11 protein-coding genes and 1 tRNA gene are annotated in these 20,048 nt (G+C 71.2%); 10 read left to right on the forward strand and 2 right to left on the reverse strand.

Features of this window, described 5'->3' with window-relative positions:
• Positions 1-44 precede the first annotated feature (44 nt).
• A tRNA-Arg gene (locus SKED_RS01070) sits at positions 45-120 on the forward strand.
• A gap of 133 nt (positions 121-253) precedes the next feature.
• On the opposite strand, the gene SKED_RS20460 is transcribed toward SKED_RS01070, so the two are convergent.
• Together SKED_RS20460 and SKED_RS01080 are read right to left on the reverse strand one after the other, a co-directional pair.
• Entirely contained in the window at positions 254-2,296 is a 2,043-nt protein-coding gene (locus SKED_RS20460) for a hypothetical protein (RefSeq protein ID WP_012865259.1), read from the reverse strand.
• Positions 2,297-2,461: 165 nt separating this feature from the next.
• Positions 2,462-5,050 (reverse strand): helix-turn-helix transcriptional regulator, encoded by a 2,589-nt coding sequence (locus SKED_RS01080; protein WP_012865260.1) that lies wholly within the window; start codon positions 5,048-5,050, stop codon positions 2,462-2,464.
• Between the two features lie 191 nt (positions 5,051-5,241).
• Between SKED_RS01080 and SKED_RS01085 the strand changes: the two genes are divergently transcribed.
• The 9 genes from SKED_RS01085 to SKED_RS01125 all read left to right on the forward strand — a co-directional run bounded on the left by SKED_RS01085 (position 5,242) and on the right by SKED_RS01125 (position 19,821).
• Positions 5,242-6,621 (forward strand): sodium/glutamate symporter, encoded by a 1,380-nt coding sequence (locus SKED_RS01085; protein WP_012865261.1) that lies wholly within the window; start codon positions 5,242-5,244, stop codon positions 6,619-6,621.
• A 133-nt stretch (positions 6,622-6,754) separates the two neighbouring features.
• On the forward strand, positions 6,755-7,468 hold the full coding sequence (locus SKED_RS01090; protein ID WP_012865262.1) for a LytR/AlgR family response regulator transcription factor: 714 nt from the start codon (positions 6,755-6,757) through the stop codon (positions 7,466-7,468).
• Positions 7,465-8,817, forward strand: coding sequence for an ATP-binding protein (locus SKED_RS01095; RefSeq protein ID WP_012865263.1), 1,353 nt, complete (start codon positions 7,465-7,467; stop codon positions 8,815-8,817). The genes SKED_RS01090 and SKED_RS01095 overlap by 4 nt, the downstream gene beginning before the upstream one ends.
• 291 nt (positions 8,818-9,108) lie before the next feature.
• On the forward strand, positions 9,109-11,523 hold the full coding sequence (locus tag SKED_RS01100; RefSeq protein ID WP_012865264.1) for a glycoside hydrolase family 3 protein: 2,415 nt from the start codon (positions 9,109-9,111) through the stop codon (positions 11,521-11,523).
• Between the two features lie 90 nt (positions 11,524-11,613).
• Positions 11,614-12,036 (forward strand): hypothetical protein, encoded by a 423-nt coding sequence (locus SKED_RS01105; RefSeq protein WP_012865265.1) that lies wholly within the window; start codon positions 11,614-11,616, stop codon positions 12,034-12,036.
• 140 nt (positions 12,037-12,176) lie between these two features.
• A complete protein-coding gene (locus tag SKED_RS01110) occupies positions 12,177-15,182 on the forward strand; it encodes a glycoside hydrolase family 3 protein (protein ID WP_012865266.1) in 3,006 nt (1,001 codons plus the stop codon).
• Positions 15,183-15,342: 160 nt separating this feature from the next.
• Positions 15,343-17,772, forward strand: a complete 2,430-nt coding sequence (locus SKED_RS01115; protein WP_012865267.1) for a glycoside hydrolase family 3 C-terminal domain-containing protein — start codon at positions 15,343-15,345, stop codon at positions 17,770-17,772.
• A 271-nt stretch (positions 17,773-18,043) separates the two neighbouring features.
• Complete coding sequence (locus SKED_RS01120) at positions 18,044-18,670, forward strand: hypothetical protein (RefSeq protein WP_012865268.1); 627 nt, start codon at positions 18,044-18,046, stop codon at positions 18,668-18,670.
• Complete coding sequence (locus SKED_RS01125; protein WP_081447871.1) at positions 18,667-19,821, forward strand: glycosyltransferase family 2 protein; 1,155 nt, start codon at positions 18,667-18,669, stop codon at positions 19,819-19,821. The genes SKED_RS01120 and SKED_RS01125 overlap by 4 nt, the downstream gene beginning before the upstream one ends.
• Positions 19,822-20,048: the final 227 nt, after the last annotated feature.

Here is a 20,048-nt window from a genome sequence, read left to right on the forward strand (position 1 = left end):
GCGTCTGGGTCCCGGCCCCTGTAACGTTTCTCTCGGTTCACCGGGCGCCCGTAGCTCAACGGATAGAGCATCTGACTACGGATCAGAAGGTTGGGGGTTCGAATCCCTCCGGGCGCACCAACCCAAGAACGGCCCCAGTCTTCGGACTGGGGCCGTTCTCGTCGTCTGAGCGGTGCTGCTGCTGGGCCTCGTGCGCTGGGCCTGGAGAGGACCGACGTGCTCGACCCTCTCCAGGCCCACCGCTCACTCGTCGTCAGCCGGTGCGAGACCAGCGACGACGCGTGACCAGCGTCGAGGCGCCGAGGAGCAGGAGGGCGCCTGCCGCGGCGAGCGCGGCGACCGACCCGCTGCCGGTGGCGGCGAGGGTGGAGGCAGGGGCCGCGGCGACCGCGCGTGCAGCGCCGTCGGCCGTGGTCGCAGCGCCAGCACCTGCCGGGGCGTCGCCCCCTCCGGTCCCGGCGCCGTCCGTGCCGTCACCAGCACCGGGGATGCCGTCGACCGGTGCGGGCTCGGGGGAGACCACGGTGATGGTGGTCCACCCGAGCTGCTCGCCGGCCTCGGACCAGACGGCGATGCGGTGCTCGCCCGGCACCGCGTCAGCGGGGATCGCGACCGCGACGGTGCTCGCCGCGGAGACGAGGTGCGCCCCCAGGTACACCGGTGTGGAGAACATCCAGGTGCCGACACGGTCCCCTGTCGCTGCCCCGCTGACCACGACCGTGATCTCCTCGCCGGGCGTCGCCGTGCCGGGTGCCGTGACGGACCCCTCGAGCGCGGGGTCGAGGGCCTCTGCGGTCGGCGGTATGGCCGGGATCGGCTCCGACGGGTCGACCGCCGGCGGCTCGGTGACCGGCGGCTCGACGACGGGCGGGTCCACGACAGGCGGGTCGACCGGGGGAGCGACGGGCGGGTCCACCACGGGGGGATCGACGACCGGCGGGTCCACGGGGTCGACGGGCGGGTCGACCGGGTCCACCGGAGGGTCGACGGGTGGGTCGACCGGGTCGACAGGTGGGTCGACCGGGTCTACCGGGGGATCGACAGGCGGGTCCACGGGATCGACAGGCGGGTCCACGGGGTCGACCGGGGGATCCACGGGTGGATCGACAGGCGGGTCCACCGGAGGATCGACCGGCGGGTCGACCACCGGGGTGTCGGTGACCGTGAAGGTGCGGATGCTGGCGTGACGGTGCGGGGTCGCGTTGTGCCCCTCGGGCACCGAGGCGAGCACCATGATCTCGTGCTGCCCGACCCCGAGCGCTCCGACGTAGGTGGTGTCGAGGCCACCGCCCACGGTCGTCGGGAGGTCGCCGACCACGCGCCCGTCGACGTACAGCGTCGGCGTCACACCAGCCGGGAAGCCGGGGGTGACCATCCGGACGCCGCTCGTCGCGATCTCGTCGACGGTCAGCTCACCGGGAGTCAGCGTGGTGTCGTGCGAGGTGACCCTGATGAACGCGTTGCTGTCGTTGATGACGACGAGCGAGGTCTGCAGGGTGATCGGGGCGCCGTCGCGGGTCCCGGTCACCTCGACCGTGTAGTCCTCGCCGGTGTGGCTCGACGGCAGGTCGTCCCGGTAGTAGAGGAAGGCGACCCCGTCGCTGTCGACGCGGAGGTCGCGCTCTCGGAGCAAGCGGTCGTCGTAGTCCCGTGTGATGGTGAGCCTCGCGTCGGTGTCAGGCGTGAGCCCGACGGCCTCGAAGGCCGTGCCGATGACCTCGAGCTCCACGTGCCGCAGGACGGAGGGCTCTGCTCGCAGCGCGGGGTCGGCGGGGCCAGGACCCGGACCGGGCCCGGGGTCTCCGCCACCGCCGCCGAGCGTCGCGGTCCAGCTGAACACCGAACCCCCGCAGGTCCCGAAGGGCAGGAACCCGGCGCGGCCGGTGCCGCTCGCCGTGCCGTCGGCCTGCACGACGCCGGTCAGCTCGTAGTACGCCTGGATGTCACCGGGGGCGCCCTCCCAGGTGAGCTCGAAGGGCTCACCCGCCTGGACCTGCGTCGCGGGCATCCCGGACCACTGGACGGGGAGCGTCCCGAACGAGGTGGTGCAGTAGCTCTCGGTCTCGAAGCCGCTGAGGCTGCCGCCCTCGTCGACGGAGAACCGCACCTCGGCGCCGGTGTAGGCGGTGCTGCTGCCCCCGTACTGGCCGGCGGGCGGCGGCTCGGCGGCGTGCGCCTGGACCGAGGTGGCACCGGTGAAGACCAGTGCGAGGAAGGCGACGACGGCGACCGCAGACCGCCCCCGTGCTGTGCGTGTGCCGTGGTGCGTCGGTCTGCTGACCGCTCTGTGTCTCATCGGTGAAACCCCCAGGACGTGTGCGAGAGATGGGGCGACCGCGTGACCGGCACACGACGCCTCAACGATCGTCGCCGAGGGGTGGTTCTGGGTGAACAGCCGCTCACTCACGTTCTTACTCAACTTCACCTGGGCGAGACGCTGGTGAGACCTGGGGTGGTGCGGTCAGTCCTGCCGCCCGGACCAGGGCACGAGGTCGGCGGCCTCCTCGCGGCTCGACACCCCGAGCTTGCGCAGGAGCCGGCTGACGTGGTTCTCCGCGGTCCTCTTGCTGAGGGTGAGCCGCTCGGCGATCTCACCGTTCTTCAGGCCGGCGACCACGAGCTCGAGGACCTCGCGCTCCCGCGGGGTCAGCTGCCCGAGCGGCTCGCTCAGGCGGGCGAGCATCGCCTCGGCTCGTGCCAGGCCGGCCTGCGCCCGCCCGAGCTGCAGCCGCATGTCCCGGCGATCGAAGATCTCCCTGGCCGACCGCAGCAGGTTGACGGCCTCGAGCGGCTCGCCGGCCGCGAGCAGGATCTCTGCGTACGCGGTCTGGATCATCGCCTTCTGCCCTGCCTGTCCCTGCGACTCGGCGATGGCGACGCCCTCCGCGACCAGGCTCGCCGCTGTCGTCGGGTCGCCCATCGCCGCTGCGACGACGGCCGCGTCGGCGTGCCGCAGGGCGGTCATCGCGTCCCGCGGCTCACCGAGGAGCTCGGGGCACGGCTCGGGTCGGCCGAGCTGCGCGGACACCCGGGTACGGAGCGTGAGGATGGCGCGCCGCCACCAGCCGAACTCCGGCAGCGCGGTCGCGTCGACCTCCTCGAGGCGACGTCGCAGGAGCTCGGGGTCGCCCCGGCCCTGCGCGACGACCATGAGCCCGGCCCGGGCCATGCCGACCACGTCGGCCGGGCCGTAGCGCTCGGCGTCGAGCACGGCCTGCTCGCCGGCCTGCTCGGCCTTGTCGAGCAGGCCGAGGGAGGCACGGCAGAAGAGCAGACCGGTACCCAGGTTGGCCAGGGCGTCGGCCTGGCCGAACCGGTGGGCGAGCTGCAGGCTGCGCTCGGCGAGGCGGGCTCCGGTCCCGTAGTCGTCGAGCATGTACGCGGCCCACACGGCGCAGGCCACGGCGTGCACGACGTCGGCGACCTCGCGGCTCCCCGCGCTCGTCACCCACCCGGGGACGGGCGCGAAGGTCGCGCGCGCCTGCGGGACCCTGCCCTCGGACAGCAGGTCCATGGTGCGGTAGACCGCCGCGACGACGCGGTTCTCCTCACCGGGCAGCTGCTCGAGGCGGGACAGGAGCCGTTCCGGGACCCGCCCGTCGAGGAGCGCCACCACGTCGACGTGCTCGCGGAGGAGCTCGGCGTCGACGCTGTCGTCGGCGGAGGCCAGGACGGCGCGCGCCTCGACGGGGTCTCCGGAGATCCGCAGGGCGCTGGCGAGCAGGATCAGCGCCTTGGCCGGCGGTGCGCCCGGGTGCGCGTCGACGAGGTGCCGGAGCCGGTCGAGGGCCTCGGGGGTCTTGCCCTCGAGGATCAGGGCACGGGCGAGCAGCAGCTCCGAGCGGCTGCTCCGGTGAGCCGCGGGCAGTCGTGCGAGCCAGTGCGACGCCGCTCGAGGGTCCGAGCCGATGGCGAGGTGCGCGGCGTCGACGAGGACCTCCGACTCGTCGGCCGTGAGGTCGGAGCCGACCTGTGCGACGTGGTCTGCGCGTCGCAGGAGGTGCGCGTCGGGCAGGGACGCGGCCCGACGGTGCATCTGCTCGCGCCGGCCGACCTCGGTGTTCTGGTAGACGCTGTAGCGGACCACGGGGTGCAGTGCCTCGTGCGGGCTGTCGCTGAGCAGCCCTCGGTCGGCGAGGTCGCGCTCGGCGGCCTCGAACTCGTCGGGCGCGAGACCGGCGACGTCGGACGCCTCCGTGCCGGTGCCGTCGTTGCCGAGCACCGCGAGCGTCTCGAGCGCACGGCGCGAGGCGTCGTCGAGGGTGGCCATGTCGTCGGCGACGGCGGCGCTGAGCATCGCGGCGCGGCTGCCGGCCGCCAGGCGCAGCACGTCGTCGACGCGCGTGGCCGCGGGGTGGCGCCGGAACGCGGCGACGGCGGTCTGGGCGAGGAGGGGGTTGCCCGCCGCGGCGTCGCGGACCGCGTCGACCTGCACCGCGGAGAGCCCCGTGCCCAGGTCGCCGATGACGTCGTCGGACAACGGCCCGAGCGTGATGTGGTCGTGCGCGGCGCCCCGCCGGCGGGCAGCGGTGACGACCCGCTCGGGCTCGAGGCCGGGCCGGTGCACCAGGACGAGGGCCAGCGGGACGGGCGCCGGGGTACCGAGGAGCGCGATGAGGAAGTCCTCGGACGTCCGGTCCAGCCAGTGGGCGTCGTCGACCGCGACGACAGCTGCGTCGTCGTGCAGGGCCTCCAGGCAACGGCTGGCCAGTACGGAGGGCGGCGCGTCGTCGAGCAGCTGCTCGAGGGGCTCGCCGAGCAGGTCCTCGAGCATGTGGCGGTGAGCGGCGAGCGGGGCCTCGTTGTGCAGGTGGTCGCCCTGCGACAGGAAGACGCGCGGGGCGCGAGCCTCGGCGGACGGGCCGACCGGTCCGGTGCCGTCCCCGGACGACGTCGCGCTGGCGCGGGCGAGCGCACCGGCGAGGAACGCGCTCTTGCCGACCCCGATCGCGCCGTCGACCTGGACGAGCCGGACCTGCCCGGGGGCGAGCAGCCGGAGGTCGAGCAGCGCGGCGACCGTCCCGAGCTCGTGGTCACGACCTGCAAGCACGGTGATGGCCCCTCACGGTCTCCCTGCACCGGGGCGCAGGCTCACGGTCGCCTGGAAGTGTGGTTGCCGCACTGTAGCGCGAGCCCTGGGGCCTGCCAAGGATGATGTCGCCGCACGCTGCGCGGACCGGCTCAGGCGCGACCAACGTCACCAAGTGGACTTATGCGTCGAACATCGCGCATCGTTGACGCATGGTTCCCGACCTCTCCCAGCCGCAGATCATCGGCCTGTCCTTCGTCGCCCTCGGAGCGCTCCTGGGCGCCGGGTGGGTGCTGCGCCGGTCGGTGCGCCCGCTCGGTGCGCTCTACCTGCCGGTCAGCGTGGTCACCGGCTTCCTCGTGCTGCTCGTCGGGCCGCAGGTCCTCGGCTCGCTCACCGGGACCCAGGGCCTGATACCCGGCGCGTTCCTCGACGTCTGGCGCGTCATGCCAGGCCTGCTCATCAACGTGGTGTTCGCCGCGATCATGATCGGCAAGGTGCTGCCCCGCTGGGGCGAGCTCTGGGACGCGGCGGCGCCGCACGCGATCTTCGGGTCGCTCCTCTCCTTCGGCCAGCTCTTCCTCGGCGGGCTCGCCGTCCTCGTGCTCCTCGGGCCGGTGTTCGGCGTCGCCCCCGAGGCCGGCTCCCTCCTCGAGATGTCGTTCGCGGGCGGCCACGGCACGATCGCCGGGATGGGCCAGCTGCTCGCCGACGCCGGGGCGGAGGACCTCGTCGACGTGGGCCTGAGCCTCGCCACCATCTCGATGATCACCGGCATCGTCTGCGGCTCCGTCCTGGTGCGGTGGGCGGTCCGCAGCCCACGGCTCGCGGTCGCCCGCGACCAGGTGCACGTCCCGTCGCTCGAGGACGACCCCGAGGTGGACATCGTGCGGCTCTCGCCCGTCGACGAGGACCAGGACAACGACCACGGCATGCACGCGACCACCTTCGCCGGGATGCTCATCCTGCTGGCGATCGCCGTCGCCGTCGTCATGCTGTGGACCGCGCGCTGGGTCGCCGGGCAGCTCGGGTCGGACATCCTCGACTCGTTCCCGCTGTTCCCGGTCACCGTGATCGGCGGCTTCGTGGTGCAGACCGTCGCCACGCGGCTCGGGTTCGCCGAGCGGATCGACAAGCGCGTCGTCGCGGGGATGTCGTCCGTCGCGCTCGACGGCCTGGTGGTCTGCGCGATCGGCACCATGTCGCTCGCGACCCTCGGCGACAACGTCCCCGTCATCGTGGTCATGACCGTCCTGGGCGTCGGGTGGAGCGTCGTGGCCCTCGTCTGGCTCGGACCGCGCATCCACCGCAAGGACTGGTTCGAGCACGCGATCGCCGACTTCGGGCAGTCGCAGGGCAACGTCGCGACCGGGTTCGTCCTGGCCGAGATGGTCGACCCGGCACGACGCACCACCACGGCCAACGACTACGGGTACAAGCAGCTCCCCTACGAGCCGCTGCTCGGCGGCGGCATCCTCACGGCCCTGTCCGTGCCGCTCATCACCGTGTGGGGTCTGCTGCCCTTCACGGTGGTGTCCGGCCTGGTCGCGGTGGCGCTCGGGGTGTGGGGGTGCGTGCGACGCCGTGGATGACGGGCGTCGGGCCACGGTTGACCGGGTGCTCGGGCACCCGGTCGGGTTCGGTACTCTCGTGCCATCCCCTGCCAGCAGCCCTCGTCCGCGTCGCGCCCGAGCCCGCGGCTGGTCATCGCCTCCAGGAGCGCCAGTGATCCGCATCGGCATCGTCGAGGACGACGCAGCCAGCGCCCGCCTCCTCGTCGAGCACCTGCGCCGCTACGAGCGCGAGCACGACGAGGACTTCGCCGTCTCGCTGTTCGAGGACGGCAGCACCGTCGTCGCCGGCTACCGGCCGGACTACGACATCCTCCTGCTCGACATCCAGATGGCCGAGATGGACGGCTTCACCGCGGCCGAGAAGATCCGCGAGGTCGACTCCGACGTCATCATCGTGTTCATCACGAACATGGCGCAGTACGCGATCCGCGGCTACGAGGTCGACGCGCTCAGCTACGTCCTCAAGCCGGTCCCGTACTTCGCGTTCTCGCAGGAGATCAAGCGGTCCCTGCAGCGCATCCGGCGCCGGTCGGCCGACTACCTCATGCTGTCGGTCGACGGCGCGCTCGTGCGCGTCGACACCGCGCAGATCGTGTACATCGAGAGCGTCAAGCACCGGCTCGTGGTGCACACGACCGACGGACCGCACTCGACGGTCGGGGCGCTCAAGGCGATGGAGGCGCAGCTCGAGGGGAAGAGCTTCTTCCGCTCCAACAGCTGCTACCTGGTGAACCTGCGGCACGTGACCGGCGTCAAGCAGAGCACCTGCCAGATGGTCGGCGGTCACGACCTCACCATCAGCCGCCCGCGCAAGCGCGCGTTCCTCGACGCGCTCACCGACTACGTGGGCGGGCGCGGGGCATGACCTTCGACGTCCTCCCCGACATCCCGCGCGAGCTCACCGGGCTCGCCGAGTGGGCGGCGTGCATGGTGTACGTCCTGCTGCGCCAGCAGCGCCTGCGGCCGTCCCGCCTGGCGGTGCTCTCCGCTGTCGCGCTCGTGGTCCTCGTGGGGGTCCAGGTCGGGGCCGGCATGCTCCCGCTCGCCTGGTGGCCCGTGGGCATGGCCGCGTCGGCCGCCTGCATGTACGCGTTCATCTACGCGGCCGCCCGGCTGCCCGTCAAGGACGCCGGGTACTTCTGCGCGCGGGCCCTGGTGCTCGCCGAGCTGGTCGCGGCCCTGCACTGGCAGATGCACTGCTTCTTCTTCCTGCGGGACGGCGACATGGCCAGCCCGTCGAGGATCATGCTGTTTGCCGTGGTCTACGTGGCGGCCTTCGCCGTCGCGTACGTCGTCGAGTCCCGGCACTTCCGACCGTCCCAGCCGCTCGACGTCACCGGACGCGACGTGGCCTCGGCCGCCGCGATCGCCCTGGTGACCTTCGGCATGAGCAACCTCAGCTTCCTCAACGCGAGCACCCCGTTCAGCGGACGCCTCGGCTTCGAGATCTTCTACATCCGCACCCTCGTGGACCTCTGCGGCTTCGTCGCGCTCTACGCCCAGCAGGGTCAGCGCCTGCAGCAGCACGCCAAGGGCGAGCTCAAGGCGATCGACGAGATCCTGCGCAGCCAGCACCAGCAGTACCTGCAGTCCAAGCGCAGCATCGAGCGCGTCAACCGCAAGTACCACGACCTCAAGCACCAGGTGGGCGTCATCCGCGCCGAGGTCGACCCCGGCAAGCAGGCGTCCTACCTCGACGAGCTCGAGGCGACCATCAAGGACGTCGACACCCAGAGCAAGACCGGCAGCAGCGTCCTCGACGTCATCCTCACCACCAAGCACCTCGAGTGCGTCGAGCGGGACGTCGACCTCACCTGCGTGGCCGACGGCAGCCTGCTCGGCTTCATGACCGTCATGGACGTGAGCGCGCTGTTCGGCAACGCCCTCGACAACGCGATCGACGGTGCCTCACGCGTCGAGGACCCCGAGAAGCGCCTCGTCAAGATGGCGCTGTTCGCCCGCGACGAGCTCGTGGTGATGACCTTCGAGAACTACTTCGACGGCGACGTCCGCACCGAGGCCGGGCAGGTCGTCACCCGCCGCAGCGACCGCGACCGCCACGGCTACGGCCTCAAGAGCCTGCGCTACACCGCCGAGAAGTACGGCGGCTCGATGACCGTCCGCACCGACGGCGACTGGTTCGTGGTGCGGATCCTCGTGCCGCTGCCCCGCGACTACGTGCGGACCGAGCAGGCCGAGCGCCAGATCGCCTGAGGCGGGAGGGCGCCCCTCCCGCTCTGCCCGACGGAGCGGGACCCCCGCCGTCCACGGCTGCCAGCGTCGCGCACGGGTGCCCTCGCGCGCCCCCGCACACCCTCCGGGGCGACGTCTCCGTGCCCTCCCGACGACAGGTTGTGCACCCAGAACGACAGGTTCTGCAGATCGGCGCAGCGCCGTCCCGGGAGTGCGCTTCAGTGGGGGCGTCGGGAGCCGACGCCTGTGGTGGGCCTCTGACAGTCGAAGACGACACGCGTGCGCACGCACGCGCAAGGAGAGGGAAGGTCGATGAAGACTACGACGACGACACCACGTCGCCACCGCACGACGACGGGCATCAAGGGAGCAGCGGCGCTCACCGGTCTGGCGATGCTCGCGATCGCCGGCTGCTCCGCAGACACCCCCGCCGAGGGGAGCGGCGCGAGCGCCACCGAGGGCAGCAGCGCCTTCACCACCCGCGAGGTCACCGACGGCAAGACGACGTTCACCGTCGTCACCAACCCGGGCGACGGACCCACCCTCTCCTACGGCGCCGACAGCCGCATCGAGCTCATCACCGAGGAGGTCGACGGCCAGACCCTCGCCTTCAAGGACATGAACGGCAGCGGCGAGCTCGACGTCTGGGAGGACTGGCGCGAGGACGACAGCGTCCGCGCCGCCGCGCTCGCGGAGGAGCTGTCGATCGAGCAGATCGCCGGGCTCATGCTCTTCAGCTCGCACGAGCGCTCGCCCGCCGACGGGATCACCGACGCGCAGAAGACGTACATGGAGGAGTCGCGCCTGCGCAACGTCCTCAACGCCGGCCCGAACGACACCGAGGCCAACGTCACCTGGACCAACCAGCTGCAGGCGCACGCCGAGTCCCTGGTCACCGACGACGAGCCCTACGTGCCCGTGAACTTCAGCTCCGACCCGCGGTCGACCGCAGAGAGCGGCGGGAGCTACAACGCGACGGGCGACATCTCGCGGTGGCCGTCGAACCTCGGCTTCGCCTCGACCTTCGACCCCGCGCACGTGAGCGCCTTCGCCGAGATGTCCTCGGCGGAGTACCGCGCGCTCGGCATCACCACCGCGCTGAGCCCGCAGATCGACCTGGCCACCGAGCCGCGCTGGCTGCGCGTCGACGGCACCTTCGGCGAGAACGTCGAGCTCACCAGCGAGATGGCCGCGGCCCTCGTCGACGGGCTCCAGAGCTCGCCCGGGACCGACGGCTGGGGCGAGGAGTCGGTCGCCGCGATGATCAAGCACTGGGCCGGCGACGGACCCGGCGAGGGCGGCCGCGAGTCGCACACCTCGGTCGGCAAGTACGGCGTCTACCCGGGTGACAACTTCGACGCGCACACCGAGGCGTTCCTCGGTGCGATCGACTCGGCGGCGGTCATGACCGCGTACTCCATCGCCCTCGACGGCGACGGCGAGCCGCTGTTCGGCGAGCGCGTGGGCAGCGCCTACGACTCTGCCCGCACCGGCCTCCTCCGTGAGGACTTCGACGGCGTCGTCGTCACCGACTGGGGCGTCACCGCCGGTGGCTCGACCGACCCCGACGCCCTCATCGGGACGTCCTGGGGCGCCGACGACCTCACGGTCGCAGAGCGTCACTACGCGATCCTCAAGAACGACGTCGACATGTTCGGCGGCAACAATGCCGTCGAGCCCGTGCTCGAGGCCTACGACATGTGGCAGGCCGACTTCGAGGCAGGCACCAACGACGTCGACGCGGACACGCGCTTCCGGGAGTCCGGCACGCGCATCCTCACGATGCTGTTCCAGCCCGGCCTGTACGAGAACGCGTTCCTCGACCTCGAGGAGTCCGAGGCGACGCTCGCCTCGGAGGACAAGGTCGCGGCGGGCTACGCAGCCCAGCTGGCCTCGGCCGTGATGCTCAAGAACGACGGCGAGACCGTCTCGGCCTCCGACGCCGAGTCGTGGAAGGACAAGACCGTCTACATCCCGCGGTCCTACGACACCGGCTTCGACAGCACCTTCGGGCCCGGCGAGTACACCGAGGGCCCCGGCCTGGACGTCGAGACCGCCGAGCAGTACTTCGCCGCGGTCGTCACCGACGAGGCCGTCGAGGACGCCGACGGCGTCGTCACGGGCTACACGGCTCCCGACCTCAGCGACGTGGACCTCGTCCTCGTGGGGATGAGCAGCCCGAACAACGGCAGCAACTTCTCCAGCGCCGGTCAGGACGCGGAGACCGGCGCCTGGTACCCGCTCTCGCTCCAGTACCGCCCGTACACGGCGGACGGCGAGAACGTCCGTCAGGTCTCGATCTCGGGCGACATCCTCGAGGACGGCACGCAGGAGAACCGCTCGTACTTCGGCGCGACGTCGCGGATCGCCAACGAGTCGGCCCTCGACGCCTTCGAGCGAGCGGTGTCGGCGGTCGAGGCCAGCGGCAAGGACATCCCGGTGGTCACGGTCCTCAAGGCTAAGAACCCGACCGTCCCGACCGAGTTCGAGGCCGCGTCCGACGCGATCCTCGTCGGCTTCGGCATCAGCGACCAGGCGCTCATCGAGGTCGCCCTCGGTCTGCACGAGCCGCAGGGTCGTCTGCCGATCGGCTTCCCCGCCTCGATGGACGCCGTCGAGGCCCAGCTCGAGGACGTCGGCGAGGACACCGAGCCGTACGTCGACTCGGCAGGCAACGCGTACTCCTTCGGCTTCGGCCTGGACTACTCCGGGACGATCACGGACTGATCGCCCGCGAGAGCACGACCCCGGGTGGCCGGTCGGGACGACCACCGGCCACCCGGGGGCACCACCCCCACACCTCATCAAGGAGCAGCAGTGAAGAACACGATGAAGCGCACCGGCCTGGGCCTGCTGATCGCAGCCACCGCGACCTTCGGCCTCACGGCCTGCGGCAGCGACGACGACGCGACGACGGGGTCGTCGACCTCCGCCGAGGCCTCGGACGTGGCCGCCGCTGACGTCGACGTCGCCGACGACCTCGAGGCCGCACGCACCGCCGTCGCCGACGCGCTCGCCGAGGACGACTCGTGGAACCAGATCATGCTGGCGAGCGACGTCAAGGCGCCGACCGTCAAGTACGGGATGCTCGTCGTCCCGTTCACGCCCTCGGACGCCGCCTCGCGCGTGACCGGCACCGTCGCGATCGAGGACGGCGCGTTCGTCATCGAGGCCGACTCCGAGGCGACCGGCCAGACCTGGCAGATCGACCAGGACGGCACCATCACCGAGAAGTCCTGACGTACCCGGCCGCACCGGCTCTGGGCCGGTGCACCGCTGCGCTCCTCACGGACCGCAGCACCCCCGATCGCAAGGCAGCGGCGAACAGCACGTTCTCGAACCCCTGACCTGATCACCGCTCGCACTCGAGGAGGAATGCAGTGAACGCCAAGGCAACGAACGCCGGTCGCGAGAAGAAGTCCACGTCGCCCAAGAAGCCGATGTCGAACAAGAAGTACCTGTGGATCTGGGTGCCGACGCTGGCCACCGTCACCGTCGTCACGGTGGTCGCCAACGTGGCGCTCAACGTCGCCGGCGGGTGGGTCGCCTCGCAGCTCGGGACCGGCACGTACACCTTCACGAACGCGGAGAGCTCCGCCGAGTGGGACACCGACTACTACACGTCCGACTTCGCCTCCATCGACGAGGTCGACGAGGCCGCCAAGGCCCTCGTCGAGGAGATCTCCGGGTCCGGCATCGTCCTGGCCAAGAACGAGTCCGGCGCCCTGCCTCTCGCGGCAGGGGCGAACGTCACGATGCTCGGTCGCGCGGCGGCCGACCCCGTGTTCGGCGGCTCCGGCTCCGGGTCGGTCGACACCAACTCGGCGGTCACCGCCCGTGGCGGGCTCGAGAACGCCGGCCTCTCGGTGAACGAGCCGGTCTACGACGTGATCAGCGCCTTCGCGGAGGAGAACCCACGCGGGCACATCGAGATGGACAACCCCGAGGCGTCCACCTACACGATCGGCGAGCTGCCGGTGAGCGCGTACGAGGAGCAGGCGGCGACCTTCGCCAGCAGCCCCGACGCGGGGATCATCTTCATCGGCCGCCCCGGCGGCGAGGGCGGAGACCTCACCCAGGACATGGTCGGCGAGGGCGAGACCGCCGAGGCGGGCGAGCACCAGCTGGAGCTCAACCAGGACGAGCGTGACCTCGTCGAGCTCGCCAAGGCGAGCTTCGAGACCGTCGTCGTGGTGGTCAACGCCTCGACCACCCTCGAGATGGGCGCCCTCCAGGACGACCCCGAGATCGACGCGATCCTCCTCGCCGGGTCTCCCGGCGCGACCGGCTTCAACGCCCTCGGCAGCGTCATCACCGGTGACGTCAACCCGTCGGGCCGCACGGCCGACCTCTGGGCCGCGGACTTCACCGCGGACCCCACCTTCGCCAACTTCGGCGAGTACGTGTACGAGAACATCGAGGCGTCCTTCCCGGTCGCCGCGATCGAGACCGCGACCTCGAACGCGACCGTCACCGCGGACGCACCCTTCGTCAACTACGCCGAGGGCATCTACGTCGGCTACCGGTACTACGAGACCGCGGCGGCCGAGGGCTTCATCGACTACGACGAGGCCGTCGTCTACCCCTTCGGCTACGGCCTGAGCTACACGGACTTCGCGTGGGAGGTCACGGGCACGGAGGCCGGTGACGTCGACGGGACCGTCGCGGTGACGGTCGACGTCACCAACACCGGCGCGGTCGCCGGCCGCGACGTCGTCGAGCTGTACTACTCCGCGCCCTACACGCCGGGCGGCATCGAGAAGTCAGAGGTGGTGCTCGGCGGCTTCACCAAGACGGACGTCATCGAGCCGGGTGCGAGCGAGACCGTGACCATCGAGCTCGCGGTCGAGGACATGGCCTCCTACGACCACCTCGGCGCCCAGGCGTACGTCCTCGAGGCGGGCGACTACGCGATCACGCTGCGCACCGACTCGAACACCGTCGCCCCGGGCACCGAGGCCATCACCTACACGGTCGACTCCGACGTCGTGTTCTCCGGCGACGACCACCGGTCGACCGACCTCTCCGAGGTGACCAACCGGTTCGACGACGTCTCGGCGGCGTTCAGCGCCGAGACCGAGGACGGCAAGATCCTCATGATGTCGCGGGCGGACTTCGCCGGGACCTTCCCGACGGCCCCCACCCCCGACCTGTACGTCGCGAGTGACGCGACGGTCGAGGACTTCCAGGCCTGGGACTACGACGCCGAGGCCGCGGCCTTCGACGGCGACATGCCGACCACCGACGCCCGCACCGAGCTCGCGCTCGTCGACCTGCGCGGCCTGCCCAAGGACGACCCGCAGTGGGAGTCGCTCCTCGACTCCGTCTCGGTCGGCGACATGACCGACATGCTCCTCAACGGCGCCTACCAGACGGCCGCGATCGGCTCGATCGCCAAGCCGGCGACCGTCGAGCCCGACGGGCCCGCAGGGCTCTCGTCGTTCATCAACTCCTCGATCAACGGCGTGGCCTACCCGTCGCAGGTGCTCATCGCGCAGACCTGGGACGTCGACCTCGGCACGGCGATGGGCTCGATGATCGGCAACGAGGTCCTGCAGAAGGACCTCAACGGCTGGTACGCGCCCGCCGTCAACCTGCACCGCTCGCCGTTCGGCGGGCGCAACTTCGAGTACTACTCGGAGGACCCGCTCCTGTCGGGTGCCCTCGCCACCGCCGTCTCCAACGGTGCCGGTGAGAAGGGCGTCTACACGATGCTCAAGCACTTCGCGCTCAACGAGCAGGAGACCAACCGCGTCAACAACGGCATCGCGACGTGGGCGACCGAGCAGACGATCCGCGAGATCTACCTGAAGCCTTTCGAGATGGTCGTCAAGGACACCTCGATGCCGGTCAGGTACATCGCCGACGACGAGGGCACGGTCGCCGAGACGACGATCGGTGCCGGCGGCATCATGAGCTCCTTCAACCGGATCGGCGCTGTCTGGGCCGGTGGCTCCGAGGCGCTCATGACGGACGTGCTGCGCGGGGAGTGGGGCTTCGAGGGCTTCGCGATCTCGGACTTCAACCTCTACCCGTACATGAACCCGAACCAGAGCATCAGCGCCGGGACGGACCTCACGCTGACGTTCCAGCCCTCGAAGTCCTTCGGGGACACCACGTCGGCCAAGGCGGTCACGGACATCCGGACCGCGACGCACAACATCCTGTTCACGGTCGCGAACTCCAACGCGATGAACGGGATCGCGCCGGGCGCGACGGTCGACTACACGCCCCCGACCTGGGTGTACATCCAGATCGGCGCGAGCATCGTGCTCGGCCTGCTGGTCGTGGCCGGCGGGTTCATGGTGACCCGTCGTGTGCTGCGGCACCGGGCGTCCGACGCGCCGGTCGTCGTCTCGCAGTCGCCCGAGCCCAGCGGCGACTGACCCGAGACCCCGTCGTGCGCCGGGCAGGCCCCCGCCTGCCCGGCGCACGTCGGGCCTCGCGCGCGGGGCGTCGCGAGCAGCGCACCCCCGACGGGTCCACGGCCCACCAGCGACACCCCGGGCACACCCACCCCAGGACACACGAAGGAAGCAGCAGGTCATGACGGCAGAACTCACGGTGCTCGAGAAGGCCGCCCTCCTCAGTGGGAAGAACGTCTGGGAGACGAGGTCGGTGCCGCGCGCCGGGATCCGCTCGCTGTTCCTCTCCGACGGCCCGCACGGGGTCCGCAAGCAGCTCGGCTCGTCCGACCACCTCGGCCTGCACGCCTCGCAGGAGGCGACCTGCTTCCCGACGGCGGCGACCGTCGCCAACAGCTGGGACCCCGGGCTCGCGGAGGAGATCGGTCGTGCGCTCGGCGCCGAGGCCGCGGAGCAGGGCGTCGACGTGCTGCTCGGGCCGGGCCTCAACATCAAGCGCAGCCCGCTCGGCGGGCGCAGCTTCGAGTACTTCTCCGAGGACCCGCTCCTCTCCGGGAGGCTGGCGGCCGGCTACGTGCGCGGCATCCAGTCGCACGGCGTCGCCGCCTGCCCCAAGCACTTCGCGGCCAACAGCCAGGAGCTGCGGCGCATGGTCAACGACTCGGTGGTCGACGAGCGCACGCTCCGCGAGATCTACCTCACCGGGTTCGAGATCGTCGTCCAGGAGTCTGCTCCCCGCGCGATCATGTCGGCGTACAACCTCGTCAACGGCACCTACGCCAACGAGAACGCGCCCCTGCTCCAGGAGATCTTGCGCGACGAGTGGGGCTTCACCGGCGCGGTCGTCACCGACTGGGGCGGCTCGAACGACATCGTCGAGGGCGTGCGCGCCGGCAGCACCCTCGAGATGCCGGCCGCCGGTCTCGACTCGGCACGCCAGCTCGTGGCAGCCGTCGAGGCGGGCCGCCTGTCCGAGGCCGACCTCGACGCCCGCGTCGCCGAGCTCCGCACCCTCGTCGCCGAGTCCCGTGCTCCCGGGACCGCCGCGGCGGTCGACCAGGACGCGCACCACGACCTCGCCCGCCGCGCCGCCGCCCGCAGCGCCGTGCTCCTCAAGAACGAGGGGTCCCGTCTGCCGCTGGCCGAGGGCACCCGGGTCGCGGTGGTCGGCGACTTCGCGCAGACGCCGCGCTACCAGGGCGCAGGCTCGTCGGCGGTCAACCCGACCCGGCTCGACAGCGTCCTCGACGTCCTCGGCCGTGCCGGCGGCAGCGGGCTCGGCAGGTCCCACGGACTCAGCATGACCGCCTACGCGCAGGGCTTCCGCCGCGGCAGCGCACCCGACGCCGCCCTCGTCGCCGAGGCGGTCGCGGCCGCGCGCGAGGCCGACGTGGTCTTGCTCTTCCTCGGGCTCGACGAGATCGCCGAGTCCGAGGGGCTCGACCGCTCTCACCTGCGGCTCCCCGCGGCCCAGACCGAGCTGCTCGCCGCGGTCGCGGCCGCCAACCCCGAGGTGGTCGTCGTGCTCAGTGCCGGCGGCGTGGTCGAGATGCCATGGCTCGCGTCGTGCCGTGCCCTGGTGCACGGGTACCTCGCCGGGCAGGCCGGTGCCGGGGCGCTCCTCGACGTCCTCACGGGCGCGGTCGACCCCTCGGGCCGGCTCGCCGAGACCGTGCCGCTCGCGCTCTCGGACACCCCGACGGCACGGACCTTCCCGGGGACCGAGCGGACCGCCGAGTACCGCGAGGGGCTCTACGTGGGGTACCGCTACTACACGACGGCCGACGTCCCGGTCGCCTTCCCCTTCGGGTTCGGGCTGTCGTACACGAGCTTCGAGCACAGCGACCTCGTGGTCGCCGAGGACGGCGTGCAGGTCACGGTCCGCAACACCGGTGACCGCGACGGAGCCGACGTCGTCCAGGTGTACGTGCGTCGCACGAGCGCCGGGGTGCACCGCCCCGACCGCGAGCTCAAGGGCTTCGCGCGCGTCGAGGTGCCCGCCGGCGGGAGCGTGACCGTGACGGTGCCGCTCGACGCGAGGGCGTTCCGGCACTACGACGTGGGGTCGGGCAGCTGGCAGGTCGAGCAGGGCGAGTACGAGGTCCTCGTGGGCGCGAACGTCGACGACACCCCGCTCTCCGGGACGCTCGTGGTCCGCGGGACCATGCCCGCCGGGACGGCTGACCCGGCGCTGCCCAGCTACCAGACGGGCGACGTGCAGTCGGTCGGCGACGCGGAGTTCGCCGCGCTGCTCGGCCGCCCGGCCCCGCAGGCCGCCTGGACCGGCGAGCTCGGTCCCAACGACGCGCTCGGCCGCATGGAGTCGGCACGGAGCCCGCTGGCTCGCCTCGCCTACAAGGTGCTCGCCTGGCAGCTGCGGCGCAGCGAGAAGAAGGGCACGCCCGACCTCAACACCCTGTTCCTGCTCAACATGCCCTTCCGGGCCATCGGGAAGATGACCAACGGCATGGTGAGCACCGAGATGGTCGACGGCATCGTCCGCATCGTCAACGGGCACCTGCTCACCGGAGCCGCGGCCACGGTCCGCGGCTTCGTCCGCAACCTCCGCGCCAACCGCCGGACCGCACGCGCACTGCGCGACGCCGGCTGACGGCGCCCGGACGCCGCGCCTCGGGCTACCGGTACGCAGGCCGTCAGCACCGCAGCACCCCGCACCGCAGCACCCCGCACCGAAGCACCCCCGAACCGCAGCACCCCCGAACCGCAGCACCCCCGAACCGCAGCACCCCCGAACCGCAGCACCCCCGAACCGCAGCACCCCCGAACCGCAGCACCCCCGAACCACAGCACCCCCGAACCGCAGCACCCCCGAACCACAGCACCCCCGCACCGCAGCACCCACCGAAGAGAGATCGCACATCATGGTCACCCGTCTCAAGGCCGCATGGAGCCGCTTCGCCGAAGCCCGACCGGGCGTCGCGCAGTTCGTCGTGTTCTTCGCGCTGAGCAACGGGGTGACCGCCCTGCAGCTCGCACTGATGCCGCTCGTCAAGTGGGCTTTCAGCCACACCGCTCTCATCGACACGGCGTTCCAGCACTGGCAGATCGGGTCCAACACCGACGGCTCGGTGTACTACGTCTTCGACTACGCGGCGGGCGCCCTGCCGCTCGGCGGTGGGGGTCTGGCATACTTCCTCGCGGTCCAGATCACCATCCTCGTGGCGCAGGTCATCAACTTCTTCGCCCAGCGGAACATCACGTTCAAGTCGAACAGCAGCGTCGGCCGGGCGGCGTTCTGGTACCTCGTGGCGTACGTCCTCATCACCATCGGTGCCGCGGCCCTGCAGGGCCTCTACAAGGCGCCGATCTACGACCTGTTCATCGACACCTGGGGGCTCGGTGGGACGGGTGAGACGCTCGCCGACTTCGTCACCGTCATCATCAACAGCGCGATCTCCTTCTGGGTGTTCTTCCCGATCTTCAAGGTGATCTTCAAGTCCGACCCCGTCACCGATATCGCCTCAGAGCCGAGCGAGCAGAAGTCATGACCACCCAGGCGCACGTCCCCACCCGTACCCGTCACGGCTGGCCGGGATCCCGTCGACGGGGTGCGACACCCGGGCCTCGGGCCGGCGTGTCCGGCGCTCCCGTCGGCGGGGTCGACGTCCTCGCCCCGGTCCCCGAGCCGCTGCTGTCGGTCATCGTCCCGAGCTACAACTCGCAGGACTACCTCGACCGGTGCCTCGACACGCTCGTGGCTGCCGGGTCCGAGCTGGAGATCATCGTGGTCGACGACGGCTCGACCGACGGGACCGCAGCCCTCGCCCAGACCTACGTCGACCGGTTCCCCGGCGTGGTGGTGCTCGTGAGCAAGCCGAACGGCGGGCACGGGTCGGCGATCAACACCGGGCTGGCTCGGGCGCGTGGGCGCTACCTCAAGGTCGTCGACAGCGACGACTGGGTCGACGAGACGGCGCTCGCCCAGGTGCTCGACACGCTCCGCGGGTTCGCGGCGTCGGGGTCGGACGTCGACCTCGTGGTGTCGAACTTCGTCTACGAGAAGGTCGGCAAGCGCCGGAAGGTGGCGGTGCGCTACCGCAACGCCCTGCCGCGAGGCCGCGTGTTCTCCTGGTCGGAGACGCACCGGTTCCGCAAGCGCCAGTACCTGCTCATGCACTCGATGATCTACCGCACCGGTCTGCTCCGCGAGGTCGGGCTCGAGCTGCCCGAGCACACGTTCTACGTCGACAACCTCTACGCCTTCGTGCCGCTCGCGAAGGTGAGGTCCGCGTTCTACCTCGACGTCGACCTCTACCGGTACTTCATCGGCCGCGAGGACCAGTCGGTCCACGAGTCGGTCATGCTCAAGCGCCTCGACCAGCAGCTCCGGGTCAACTGGATGATGCTGCGGCACGTGCGGTCGACCGAGGTCGAGGACAAGCGCATGCGCGCCTACCGGATGCACTACGTCCGGATCATCTGCGCGGTGTCGTCGATCCTGCTCATCCGCTCGGGCACGCAGGCCTCGCTCGCCGAGAAGGACCAGCTGTGGGCTGAGATCCGCCGCGAGGACCCGCGTCTCTACCGCCGCCTGCGCTGGAGCGCGCTCGGCCAGATCACCAACCTCCCCGGCCCCGCCGGGCGGCGCGTGTCGGTGCTCGCCTACCGGGTGGCCCAGCGGGTCGTCGGGTTCAGCTAGAGCGGCAGGGTGTGGTCGGTGCTGGTGCTGGTGCGGGTGAGGCTGTGAGGGTGTGGTCGCGTTGGTGCGGGTGCGGGTGCGGGTGCGGGTGCGGGTGCGGGTGTGAGGGTGCGGCTGTGAGGGTGTGGTCGCGGGTGTGCGGGTGTGGTCGCGCTGGTGCGGCTGTACGGCTGGGTGGGTACGGCCGTCGTGCGGCTGGTGCGGCTGCGGGGTCGTGGTGGTGCGGT

It is taken from the genome of Sanguibacter keddieii DSM 10542 (assembly GCF_000024925.1).
Lineage (GTDB): Bacteria > Actinomycetota > Actinomycetes > Actinomycetales > Cellulomonadaceae > Sanguibacter > Sanguibacter keddieii.